The sequence below is a fragment of the Arthrobacter sp. U41 genome, assembly GCF_007679325.1.
Classification (GTDB): domain Bacteria; phylum Actinomycetota; class Actinomycetes; order Actinomycetales; family Micrococcaceae; genus Arthrobacter.
The window spans coordinates 1,837,021-1,848,793 of sequence record NZ_VEGI01000001.1 but is presented as its reverse complement, the minus strand read 5'-3'; the positions used below and the strand labels follow the sequence as shown (position 1 = coordinate 1,848,793).

Annotated in this window: 10 protein-coding genes; 8 read left to right on the top strand and 2 right to left on the bottom strand. The window is 68.0% G+C overall.

The window, feature by feature from the left end; all coding sequences use genetic code 11:
• Positions 1–13: 13 nt before the first annotated feature.
• The 4 genes from FS787_RS08630 to FS787_RS08615 all read left to right on the top strand — a co-directional run bounded on the left by FS787_RS08630 (position 14) and on the right by FS787_RS08615 (position 5,449).
• Positions 14–451, top strand: coding sequence for a cupin domain-containing protein (locus FS787_RS08630; protein ID WP_144671748.1), 438 nt, complete (start codon positions 14–16; stop codon positions 449–451).
• Complete coding sequence (locus FS787_RS08625) at positions 448–1,320, top strand: acyl-CoA thioesterase II (RefSeq protein ID WP_144671747.1); 873 nt, start codon at positions 448–450, stop codon at positions 1,318–1,320. The genes FS787_RS08630 and FS787_RS08625 overlap by 4 nt, the downstream gene beginning before the upstream one ends.
• An 87-nt stretch (positions 1,321–1,407) precedes the next feature.
• A complete protein-coding gene (locus FS787_RS08620) occupies positions 1,408–3,057 on the top strand; it encodes an AMP-binding protein (RefSeq protein WP_144671746.1) in 1,650 nt (549 codons plus the stop codon).
• 10 nt (positions 3,058–3,067) lie between these two features.
• Positions 3,068–5,449 carry a bifunctional salicylyl-CoA 5-hydroxylase/oxidoreductase gene (locus tag FS787_RS08615; protein ID WP_144671745.1) on the top strand — a complete coding sequence of 794 codons (2,382 nt, stop codon included), beginning with the start codon at positions 3,068–3,070 and terminating at the stop codon, positions 5,447–5,449.
• Between the two features lie 4 nt (positions 5,450–5,453).
• Here FS787_RS08615 and FS787_RS08610 read toward each other — a convergent pair whose 3' ends face one another.
• Entirely contained in the window at positions 5,454–5,891 is a 438-nt protein-coding gene (locus FS787_RS08610) for a thioesterase family protein (RefSeq protein ID WP_144671744.1), read from the bottom strand.
• A gap of 142 nt (positions 5,892–6,033) precedes the next feature.
• Between FS787_RS08610 and FS787_RS08605 the strand changes: the two genes are divergently transcribed.
• From FS787_RS08605 to dcd, 4 genes are all read left to right on the top strand, one after another.
• On the top strand, positions 6,034–7,785 hold the full coding sequence (locus tag FS787_RS08605; protein WP_144671743.1) for a thiamine pyrophosphate-binding protein: 1,752 nt from the start codon (positions 6,034–6,036) through the stop codon (positions 7,783–7,785).
• A 138-nt stretch (positions 7,786–7,923) separates the two neighbouring features.
• Entirely contained in the window at positions 7,924–9,234 is a 1,311-nt protein-coding gene (locus FS787_RS08600) for an aromatic acid/H+ symport family MFS transporter (RefSeq protein ID WP_222124048.1), read from the top strand.
• A gap of 194 nt (positions 9,235–9,428) precedes the next feature.
• Positions 9,429–9,872, top strand: a complete 444-nt coding sequence (locus FS787_RS08595; RefSeq protein ID WP_144671742.1) for an SRPBCC family protein — start codon at positions 9,429–9,431, stop codon at positions 9,870–9,872.
• A gap of 63 nt (positions 9,873–9,935) precedes the next feature.
• Entirely contained in the window at positions 9,936–10,511 is a 576-nt protein-coding gene (gene dcd, locus FS787_RS08590; RefSeq protein WP_066436588.1) for a dCTP deaminase, read from the top strand.
• A gap of 65 nt (positions 10,512–10,576) precedes the next feature.
• Here dcd and FS787_RS08585 read toward each other — a convergent pair whose 3' ends face one another.
• Positions 10,577–11,773, bottom strand: coding sequence for a cation:proton antiporter (locus tag FS787_RS08585; RefSeq protein WP_144671741.1), 1,197 nt, complete (start codon positions 11,771–11,773; stop codon positions 10,577–10,579).

Genomic DNA, 11,773 nt, shown 5'->3' with positions numbered 1-11,773 from the left:
GAGAGGTATCACCATGACTGAACAGATCACAGACCAGGTTGTCCCCGTCGTGACCCGCAAGGGCGCCGAGCACCGCGACACCGGCCAGTCCGGCGGCGCCGTCCGCATCTCCGGCGTCAGCACGCAGCACACCCCTGCTACAAAGATTTGGTACGGCCAGGTCAGCAACGAACCCGGCTACCGCTCCTTCCCGCATCACCACGGCGAAGCCGAGACCGGCGGCTACGTGCTCCGCGGCCACGGCCGGATCTACTTCGGCGAGGACTACAAGGAATTCATCGACATGACCGAGGGCGACTGGGTGTTCGTCCCGCCGTACATGCCGCACGTCGAGGCCAACATGAGCGTCACCGAGGAACTCGTCTGGCTCACCGCACGCACCCCGGAGAACATCGTGGTGAACCTCGACGACGTCGACGACTCCACCCTCGAAGGGTACCGCCGGGTATGACTCCCACTTCGGAAATCCTCCTGTCCGCCCTCGAGCTGACGCCGGTTGAGCCGGACTTCCTCGACGAGGCCTACACCGCCACCACACAGTACGTGCCGTGGCCCAAGGCGTACGGCGGGGACATGGTGGCCCAGGCCGCCGCCGCGGCGATGCGCTCGGTGGGGGACGACCGCTCGCTGCACTCGATGCACAGCTACTTCATGCGGCCCGCGGACATCGGTGCCGAGGTCCGCTACGAGGTGGAGCGGCTCCGCGACGGGCGGGGCTACTCCACCCGGCAGGTCCGCGCCTACCAGGGCGGCAAGACCGTCTACGTGGCCATGGCCTCCTTCCATGCGGAGGAGGCCGGCGAGGAATTCGCCCGGGCCATGCCGGCCGGGATCCCGGATCCGGAGTCGCTGCCGTCGTCGGCCGACGTGCTCGACGGCATCGAGGGCGACGCCGCGGCCTACTGGTCCGGCGGCCGCAGCTTCGACATGCGGCACGTTCCGGGGGCCGTCTACCTCAGCGTCGAGGGGGAGCAGGTGCCGCATCAGGCCGTGTGGGTGAAAGCCTTCGACCGGCTGCCGGATGACCCGGACCTGCAGCGTGCCGCCCTGGCGTACGTCTGTGACTACACCATCCTGGAACCGGTGCTCCGGGTGCACGGCTACGCCTGGGGCGACCCGGGCCTGGTCACGGCCAGCCTGGACCACGCCATGTGGTTCCACCGCGAAGGCCGGGTGGACGATTGGCTGCTGTACGTCCAGGAGGCCGTCTCTGCCCAGGCCAGCCGCGGCCTGGCGCAAGGACACTTCTACGACCGGCAGGGCAGGCTCCTCGCCACGGTGGTCCAGGAAGGCATGATCCGGATGTCCGATGCTCCGTAAGTGCCCTTTTGGGCCGCCCAAACGGCCGTTTCGGAGCAATCGATGAGCTCGTCCCCCTCCTATCAATGACGATATGAAAGGTCTGCAATGGAACTGACGCCCTCGGCGCACCTGGACACCTTTGCGCGCGACAATCTGCCCCCGGCGGAGCAGTGGCCCGCGCTGGAGTTCACCCTCCCGGAACTGCAGTACCCCCAGCAGCTCAACGCCGCCACCGCGCTGATTGACGACGCCGTCCGCAGCTTCGGTGCCGATCGTCCGGCCCTGCTCACCCCTGACGGCGGGTCCTGGAGCTACGGGGAACTGCACCGCCGCGCCAACCAGGTGGCCCAGGTCCTCGTAGAGGATTTCGGGATCGTCCCCGGGAACCGCGTGATGCTGCGCTCGCCGAACAACCCGTGGCTCGTCGCGGCGTGGCTCGGGGTGCTCAAGGCCGGCGCGGTGGTGGTCACCATCATGCCGGCCCTGCGCGCCAGCGAGATCCGGACCCTGCTGGAACTGACCCGCCCGGCCGCCGCCCTGTGCGACAGCCGGTTCCTCGATGACCTGGCCGAGGCTGCCGGAAACGACGTGCCGGTGCTGGCCATTGGGGGCAGCACGAGCACGGATCTCGCCGCACGCTGCGCCGCCAAGAGCGGCGACTTCACCGACGTCGCGACGGCGGCGGACGACGTCGCGCTGCTGGGCCCGACGTCGGGCACCACCGGAACGCCGAAGATCACGATGCACTTCCACCGGGACATCCTGGCCAACGCGGACACGTTCGCGCGGCACGTCCTGGCGCCGACGCCGGACGACGTCTTCGCGGGCTCCCCGCCACTGGCTTTCACGTTCGGCCTGGGCGGCCTGGTGGTTTTCCCGCTGCGCTTCGGCGCCGCCGCGCTGCTGACCGAACGCGCCACCCCGCTTGAGCTGGCGCAGGCCGTGCACGCGGCGCAGGCCACCATCCTGTTCACCGCCCCGACCGCCTACAAAGCCATCCTCAAGGAAGGCGCCGAGGGGCTGCTCGCCAGCCTCCGCACCGCTGTTTCGGCGGGCGAGCACCTGCCGGCCGAAACCTGGCGCGCCGTCCACGAACGCACCGGGCTGAAGCTGGTCAACGGCATCGGCGCCACCGAAATGCTGCACGTCTTCATCTCCGCCGCGGGGGACGCGATCCGCGCCGGCGCCACCGGCACGGCCGTCCCCGGCTACCGGGCCACGATCCTGGACGAGGACGGCCGGGAACTTGGCCCGAACGCCGTCGGACGTCTCGCCGTCATCGGCCCCACCGGCTGCCGCTACCTCAACGACTCCCGCCAGGCGGATTACGTCGTCAACGGCTGGAACGTCACCGGGGACACCTTCAGCCGGGACGACGACGGCTACTTCTACTACCAGGCACGCTCCGACAACATGATCGTGTCCTCCGGCTACAACATCGGCGCCCCGGAGGTGGAGGCGGCGATTGACCAGCACCCGGATGTGATGGAAAACGCCGTCGTCGGCCGGCCCGACGCGGAGCGGGGCAGCATCGTCTGCGCCTTCATCGTGCTGCGCGAGGGCGTCGAGGCCGATGAGGCCAAACGCAAGGAAATCCAGGACTTCGTCAAGCAGGCCATCGCGCCGTACAAGTACCCGCGCCAGGTGAATTTCGTTGACGGCCTGCCCCGCAACCCCAGCGGCAAACTCCAGCACTTCCGGCTGCGCGAGCAGCTGGCCGCTGACACCGCCGCCCCCGAACACCAGAACGCCTGAGAGGCACCACATGAAAATTGCAATCATCGGCGGCGGTCCGGGCGGACTGTACTTCGCCGCCCTCATGAAGCAGCTGGACCCGAACCACGAGGTCACTGTCTGGGAACGCAACGCCGCGAGCGACACCTTCGGCTTCGGCGTCGTCTTCAGCGACGAGACCCTCGGCGGAATCGGCAACGCGGACACCGTGATCGCCGAGTACATGTCCGAGCGCTTCGCCCGCTGGACCGACATCGACATCCACTTCCAGGGCCAGCAGCACACTGTCGGCGGCCAAGGCTTCGCCGCCATGAGCCGCAAGGAGCTGCTTGAGCTGCTGCAGCGGCGGTGCGCCGAACTCGGCGTCGACCTGCGCTTCAGCACGCTGGCGCCCGACGTCGAGGAGCTCAGCCGGGACTACGATCTGGTGCTCGCTGCGGACGGCCTGAATTCCGCCGTCCGCTCCCGCTTCGCCGAGGTCTTCCGGCCCAGCCTGGACGTCCGCAAGTCCAAGTACATGTGGCTTGGCACCGACCTTGTCTTCGAGGCGTTCAAGTTCTTCGTCAAGGACACCGAGCACGGTGTGATGCAGATCCACGGCTACCCGTACTCGGACGAGGGCAGCACCTTCATCGTCGAAATGCATGAGGACGTCTGGCGCAACGCCGGTTTCGACGCCACCGAGCACCAGGCGTTCCGGCCCGGCGAAAGCGACGAGGCGGCCGTGGACGCCATCCGCACCATTTTCGCCGAGGAGCTCGAGGGCCACGAGGTCCTGGTCAACAACTCCAAGTGGATCAACTTCACCACGGTCCGCAACGAGTCCTGGCGGCACGGCAACATCGTGCTCCTGGGCGACGCCGCCCACACCGCGCACTTCTCCATCGGGTCCGGCACCAAGCTGGCCATGGAGGACTCCCTCGCCCTGGCGGCCTGCCTGCACGAGCACTCCGAGCTGGAAGCCGCGCTGGAGGCGTACGAAACGGAGCGCCGGCCGGTGGTCGAATCCACCCAGCGTGCCGCGCAGGCCTCGCTGGAATGGTTCGAGAACATCGGCATGTACAAGGACCAGAACCCTGTGCAGTTCTGCTTCAACCTGCTCACCCGCAGCCGGCGGATCACGTACGACAACCTCAAACTGCGCGACCCCGAGTTCGCCGCCCGGGTGGATGAGGAATTCGCCCGCACGCAGGGCATCGCCGGCCGCGCCCCCGCCATGTTCCAGCCGTACCGGATCGGCGGGCTGGAACTGAAGAACCGGATCGTCGTCTCGCCGATGGACATGTACTCCGCCACGGACGGCGTCCCGGGCAACTTCCACCTGGTCCACCTCGGGAGCAAGGCCCTCGGCGGGGCCGGCCTGGTGATGACCGAGATGGTCTGCGTGTCGGAGACCGGCCGCATCACGCCGGGCTGCAGCGGCCTTTACACCGACGCCCAGCAGGAGAGCTGGCGCGAGATCGTCGACTTCGTGCACAGCCGTTCGACGGCGGCGATCGGCGCCCAGCTGGGGCACTCCGGCCGGAAGGGCTCCACCAAACTCATGTGGGAGGGCATTGACGAGCCGCTCCCCGAGGGCGGGTGGGAGCCGGTGGGCCCCTCAGCCATCCCTTACGGCCCGGGCAGCCCGGCGCCGCGCGAAATCAGCCGCGCCGAGATGGACCAGGTCCGGGACGAGTTCGTCGCCGCGACCGTGCGTGCGGCCGCCGCCGGGTTCGACCTGCTGGAGCTGCACTGCGCGCACGGCTACCTGCTTTCGTCGTTCCTTACGCCCCTGGCCAACCGGCGCAGCGACGAATACGGCGGATCGCTCGAGAACCGGCTGCGTTACCCGCTGGAGGTGTTCGACGCCGTCCGCGCGGCGTGGCCCGCTGACAAGCCGCTCACCGTCCGGCTTTCGGCGACGGACTGGGCGCCCGGCGGCAACGACGAGCACGACGCCGTCGCGATTGCCCGGGCGTTCGTGGAGCACGGCGCCGACGGCGTGGACGTCTCCTCCGGCCAGGTGGTCAAGGAGGAGAAACCCGCCTACGGCCGCAGCTACCAGACCCCGTTCGCGGACCGCATCCGGCAGGAGGTGGCCCATAAGGCAGGCGTGGCGGTGATCGCCGTCGGGGCGGTGTCCTCCTACGACGACGTCAACTCGATCCTGCTGGCAGGCCGCGCGGACCTCTGCGCCCTCGGCCGCACGCACCTGTTTGACCCGCAGTGGACCCTGCATGCGGCGATCGAGCAGGACTACCGCGGGCCCGGCGCCGACTGGCCGCAGCAGTTCCGGGCCGGCAGCCGGAAGCCGCCGGCAGCCCGCACGGACGCGGTCCGGCCCCGGCTGGCGCTGGTGCGGGAACCGGAGATCGCCGAGCTGCCCACCCACCTGCGCTGGACGCCGGCGAAAGTGCCGGCGTCGGTGTAGGCGGCTAGCCTTCGGGGGCGGTGATTTTGGCCGTAAATTCCGCCGGCCACGGGGTGGCCATCGTGCCGCCCCGGGCCACGTGGGCCGTGACGAACGATCCGTGGGCGGCGAGGACCCGGGGGTCGCCTTGGAACTCCTCGCCCCACACTTCAAAGCTGAACGTCATGGACGTGCGGCCAATTTTTTCCACCACTACGGTGGTGGTGACCTGCTGGCCGAAGTACAACTTCGCCCGGTAGTTGAGCTCGTGGCGAACCCGCGGCGCCAACGGGAAGTACTCCGGCAGCTCCAGGTCCCGGAACAACTTGGCCTCGCAGGCCTCGACAAAGCGGAGTACCGCCGAATTGTGCTGGTGCCCCGCGGCATCCGTATCCACCCATTCGATGGTCCGGACCAGGGTGGCCGTCGCGGCGGCGCGGGGGAGTGACTGGGTGGAGTTCATAGGGGCCGCCTGGAAGTTTGAAGGGCACGTCAGCAACAGAGCAAGTCAGCAACACGGCAAGCAGAAACAGTGCAGTCAACAACTTTGCAGTCAGCAACAGCGCAGTACCCAACCGGTGCATTACTCAATGGAAGGTAAGTCCATGGTAGTAGCTTCATCCGTTTCCCCCGGAGCCGTGGAGGCGCCCCGGGAGCCCTCCGGGACGGTCCAGCAGGTGGCCGGGACCGTCGCCCAGCTCGTCGGCCGGACCCTGGCGGGCCTCGGCGTCGGGCACGTCTTCGGCGTGGTCGGCAGCGGCAACTTCGAGGTAACCAACGCCCTGCGCGAGGCAGGAGTGCCGTTCACCGCCGCGCGGCACGAGGGCGGTGCCGCCACAATGGCCGACGCCTACGCCCGGATGTCGGGGCGGGTGGGGGTGGTGAGCACACACCAGGGCTGCGGGCTGAGCAATGCCGTGACAGGGATCGGGGAAGCCGCCAAGAGCCGTACCCCGCTGATCGTGCTTACGGCCGACACCCAGGCCTCCGCGGTCCGTTCCAACTTCAAGATCGACCAGGACGCCCTCGCCCGGAGCGTCGGAGCCGTGAGCGAGCGCATCCACTCCCCGGCAACCGCCGTCGCGGACACCCTCCGGGCGTTCCGCACCGCACGGAATGAACGCCGCACCGTGGTGCTCAACCTCCCGCTCGATGTCCAGTCCGCTCCGGCACCGGAACCGGCCGCGCACCCCGCGGAGGCCGCCGGCGCCCAGCCGGTCCGCCCCGCGGCCACCAGCGTCCGGCGCCTGGCGCACCTGATCAACGCCGCGGAGCGGCCGGTCTTTGTGGCAGGCCGCGGGGCGCGGAACGCGCGCGAGGAACTGCTGGGCCTTGCCGCCCACGCCGGTGCGCTGGTGGCCACCTCCGCCGTGGCCAACGGTCTGTTCCATGACGAGGAGTTCAACCTGGGTATTTCCGGCGGATTCTCCTCACCGCTCAGCGCCGAGCTGATCCACGGCGCCGACCTGATTGTCGGATGGGGCTGCGCCCTGAACATGTGGACAATGCGGCACGGCCACCTCATCTCGGACGGGACGGCCGTGGTGCAGGTCGACGTCGAGGATTCCGCGCTCGGCGCCAACCGGCACGTCGACCTGGGGGTGGTGGGGGATGCCGCGCTGACCGCTGCGGATGTCCTCGCGGAGCTGCGGATGCTCCAGCCGGACCCGGCCGAGCGGTACCGCACCCCGCGGAACGCCGCGGCCATCGCGGAACGCTCGCGCTGGAACGACGTCGAAACGCCGGACCTCTCCGGGGAGGCAAGGATCGACCCCCGCGTGCTGAGCCGCGAACTGGACGCCATCCTGCCCGCGGACCGGATCGTCTCGATCGACTCCGGCAACTTCATGGGCTATCCCAGCACCTACCTGAAGGTCCCGGACGAGTTCGGCTTCTGTTTCACCCAGGCCTTCCAGTCGATCGGGCTGGGGCTGTCCACGGCGATTGGCGCTGCAGTGGCCCGGCCGGACCGGCTGCCGGTGCTCGGCGCCGGCGACGGCGGGTTCCTGATGGGCATCAGCGAACTGGAGACCGCGGTCCGGCTGGGACTGCCGCTGGTGTGCATCATCTACAACGACGCCGGCTACGGTGCGGAAGTCCACCACTTCGGCGCCGCGCACGACGTCGAGCCCGCCGTCGAGCCCGTCGATCTCAGTACGGTCACCTTCCCGGACACGGACATCGCCGCGATCGCCCGGGGGTTCGGTGCGGACGCCGTGACGGTCCGCGGCGTGGCAGACCTCGAGGCGGTCCGCGCCTGGGTGGGGGAGCGTCCCTCCCGTCCGCTGGTCATCGACGCCAAGATCGCGTCCGACGGCGGCGCCTGGTGGCTTGCGGAGGCCTTCAAGGGCCACTGACGTCGGCCGCAAAGCCTGACGATCGTTACGCAAACGATATATGCTGATTTGTTTACTGTCGGAACGGAAGCGTGACACAGTGGGCACAGCATGTGAGCTACCACACAATCCCATGACATCTCAACGAGAGGTACATCCATGACGCAGTCAATGTCGACTGAGTTGCACAACGAGGCCACACCTCGCTGGAAGGGCCATGCGGTCCTCGTCCTATGCTTCGTGGCCATAGTTTTTGATGGCTATGACCTGGTGGTCTACGGTTCCACCGTTCCCACGATCCTGAAGTTCGAGGAATGGGGCGTCACCCCCGGGCAGGCCGGCCTGATCGGCAGCCTCGCCCTGGTCGGGATGCTGGTCGGCACGCTCTCCGTCGGCATCCTGACCGACAAACTGGGCCGCCGCCGCATCATGCTTGCCTGCATCGCGTGGTTCTCCACGTGCATGCTGCTGACGGCCTTCGCGCCGTCCGCCGAGGTCTTCGGCTTCCTGCGGTTCCTGACCGGGCTGGGCCTGGGCGGCATTGTGCCGACCTGCATCGCGCTGACGGTCGAATACGCCCGCAAGGAGCGCCGCCAGATCGCCAACGCCGTGATGTTCAGCGGCTACTCGGTGGGCGGCGTCGGCGCGTCGCTGCTCGCCATCAACCTCCTGCAGCACATCGACTTCCGCTGGATGTATGCGATCGGCGCCCTGCCGCTGGTCACCCTGCTCCCCATCGCCTGGAAGCTCCTCCCCGAATCGGTGGCCTACCTGGCCCGCAAGCAGCGCATCGACGAAGCCAAAGCCACCGCGGACCGCTACGGCCTGGTCTACTCGGACATCGTCACCGCCGAGGACGTCAAGACCGGCGCCGAGGCGCCCAAATCAGCCATGAAGACCCTGTTCACCCGCAAGTGGGTCCGCTCCACGATCCTGTTCGCACTCGCAAACTTCTGCGGGCTGCTGCTGGTCTACGGGTTGAACACCTGGCTCCCGCAGATCATGCGCCAGGCCGGCTTCCAGCTCGGGGATGCCCTGACGTTCCTGCTGGTCCTCAACGCGGGTGCGATCGTCGGTTCCATCAGCGCCTCGGTGCTGGCGGACAAGATCGGGATCCGCAAGGTGGTGACGGCGTCCTTCCTCCTGGCCTTCGTAGCCATCCTCATGCTCAGCCTCCAGCTCCCGCTGGCGATGCTGCTGGTGATCGTCGCCTTCGCCGGCCTCGGCTCCGTGGGAACCCAGATTCTGGTGGGCGGCTACTGCGCCACCCACTACCCGCAGTCCCTGAGTGCCACGGCCCTGAGCTGGTCCCTGGGCATCGGGCGCATCGGCGCCATCTGCGGACCGCTGATCGGCGGGCTGATCGCCGGCATGGCCTTCGGCTGGCAGCTGAACTTCTACATGTTCGCGGCGTTCGCGGTGGTGGGCGCCATTGTGGTGTTCTCGGTGCCGAAAATCACCGACAAGTAGCCGCCGCAGCCGGCCCTGCAAAGGAGCCGCGGAACACTACACGGTCGGTGCACAGTCCGGAAGCCCATAACTCTTCGATAAAGGCCCGTCCCGCAGCCGCGCGGGACGGGCCTTGCTGTCTATCCTGAAGAGGTTAGCTGCAGTTCAGGGGAAGCGGGCTACGCCCATCAGCTGTCCGCCGAACAAGGATTTTCGTGGCAATTGCAGAGTACGACGTCGTCATCCAACGGGATGCCATGAGCGTGTATGACTTCCTGCTCGACGCCCGCAACCTGCCCAGCTGGCGTGCCGATGTCCGCAGCATTGAACTGGAGGCCGGCGCTGCCGGGACCAAGGGCGCCGTTTACCGGCAGACCATCGCGGGCACCGGCGGGCGGGCCGTCTGCGGCGATTTCGAGATCACCGAGGCGCGGCCGGGGGCCGAAATCCAGTACCGGGCACTGGCCGGGCCGGAGCGCACGCACGGCGGCTACTACCTGAGCACCGAAGGCGGCAGCACCCGCGTCCGTTTCGCCCTGGAATGCGAGCCGCGGGGGATCCTGGCGCGGCTGAAGTCCGCCTTCCGCCGGCGGATGAAAGCTGAAGTCTGCCAGCTGGAACAGCTCAAGTCGGTGCTGGAAGAACAGGCAGGGCTGTAACAGCAGCGCTGTAACACTGGGGCCGCGCACATCTCCTCCCGGCGAGTACGGTAATTTGAGACTGTGCTGATCTCCGACCGCGACATTCGTGCCGAAATTGACTCCCAACGGATCGTTCTGGAGCCGTTCGACCCCGCCATGGTTCAGCCATCGTCGGTGGACGTCCGGATCGACAAGTTCTTCCGTCTGTTCGATAACCACAAGTACGCCCACATCGACCCGGCCGAGGACCAGCCCGAGTTGACGCGGCTGGTGGAAGTCGAGACAGGCGAACCCTTTATCCTCCACCCCGGGGAATTCGTGCTGGGCTCCACCTACGAGACCGTGACGCTCCCGGACGACATCGCTGCCCGGCTCGAGGGCAAGTCCTCGCTGGGCCGGCTGGGCCTGCTCACGCACTCCACCGCGGGTTTCATCGATCCGGGCTTTTCCGGCCATGTCACCCTGGAGCTGTCCAACATGGCCACCCTCCCGATCAAGCTGTGGCCGGGCATGAAGATCGGCCAGCTGTGCTTCTTCCGGCTGACCTCGGCCGCCGAACACCCCTACGGCTCCGGCGAATACGGCAACCGTTACCAGGGCCAGCGCGGACCGACGGCGAGCCGCAGCCACCTGAACTTCCACCGCACGGACATCTGACCCACGCGCCCTGCGCGCCCCTCGCGGCCTGACTCCGCGGGCGCCGTTACTGCCGTGCCTTCGGTTTAGATCCCGTCCGCAGTCCGCACCGCCGGCGGCTTCGCCGGGCGGCGCAGCATCGCCACAATCGGCTCCACGTACCTGGCGGCGAGCGGGCCGGTCACGGCCATAATCAGCACGTAGGCGGTCGCCATGGCCGCGAGGTCCGCGGGCACCACGCCGGAGGCGACGGCGAGGCCGGCAATGACGATCGAGAACTCCCCGCGGGCGATCAGCGCGGCGCCTGCGCGGAAGCGGCCCGGCACGCCGATCCCGGCACGCTTAGCCGCCCAGATTCCGGTGAGCATCTTGGTGGCCGCCGTGGCGATGGCCAGCAGAAGGGCCCAGCCGAGCACGGGCGGGATGGTGGAGGGGTCCGTATTGAGGCCGAAGACCACAAAGAAGATGGCCGCGAAGAGATCCCGCAACGGCTCCAAGATCCGCGTGGCGTTATGCGCCGTGGCCCCCGAAATGGCGATTCCCAGCATAAAAGCGCCCACCGCCGCGGAGACCTGCATGGCCGCGGCCAGGCCGGCCACCAGCAGCGCGGCCCCCAGCAGGTTCAGGAGGAACACCTCTGAGTTCTCGCTGTGCACGGCCTTGGACACGTGGTGCCCGTGCCGCAGCGCCACCAGCAGGACCACCGTGACGACGGCCAGTGAGATCCCTACGGTCTGCAGCCCCACGGCGAAGCTGACCCCGGCCAGGGTGGCCGTCAGGACCGGCAGGTAGATGGCCATGGCCAGGTCCTCGAACACGAGGATCGAGAGCACCACCGGTGTCTCGCGGTTGCCGATCCGGCCCAGGTCCGTGATCACCTTCGCCGCGATGCCCGACGACGAAATATAGGTAACACCGCCCATCACCATGGCCCCCACCACTCCCCAACCCAGCAGGACCGCCAGGATGGCCCCTGGCAGGAAGTTTAGGACGAGGTCCAGAACACCCGCCTGCCATGAGCGGCGGAGCCCCGTGACCAGCTCGGCGGCCGTATATTCCAATCCGAGCATAAGAAGGAGGAGGATGACGCCGATCTCACTGGAGAGATGTGCAAACTCGTGCATACCTTCGAGCTTGATAACACCGCCGGCTCCGAAGAACAGGCCGCCGAGGAGGTACAGCGGGATGGGGGACATGCCGATCCGCCCGGCCAGCCTCGCCAGCATGCCGAGGCAAAAGACGACGGCCCCGAGTTCAATTAGGGTCAGTGCGATCGGGTCCAT

Coding starts and splice junctions, on each gene's coding strand:
- FS787_RS08620 (WP_144671746.1), top strand. CDS start 1,408: ATGGAACTGACGCCCTCGGCGCACCTGGACACCTTTGCGCGCGACAAT.
- FS787_RS08625 (WP_144671747.1), top strand. CDS start 448: ATGACTCCCACTTCGGAAATCCTCCTGTCCGCCCTCGAGCTGACGCCG.
- FS787_RS08615 (WP_144671745.1), top strand. CDS start 3,068: ATGAAAATTGCAATCATCGGCGGCGGTCCGGGCGGACTGTACTTCGCC.
- FS787_RS08610 (WP_144671744.1), bottom strand. CDS start 5,891: ATGAACTCCACCCAGTCACTCCCCCGCGCCGCCGCGACGGCCACCCTG.
- FS787_RS08600 (WP_222124048.1), top strand. CDS start 7,924: ATGACGCAGTCAATGTCGACTGAGTTGCACAACGAGGCCACACCTCGC.
- FS787_RS08630 (WP_144671748.1), top strand. CDS start 14: ATGACTGAACAGATCACAGACCAGGTTGTCCCCGTCGTGACCCGCAAG.
- FS787_RS08585 (WP_144671741.1), bottom strand. CDS start 11,773: ATGGACCCGATCGCACTGACCCTAATTGAACTCGGGGCCGTCGTCTTT.
- FS787_RS08605 (WP_144671743.1), top strand. CDS start 6,034: ATGGTAGTAGCTTCATCCGTTTCCCCCGGAGCCGTGGAGGCGCCCCGG.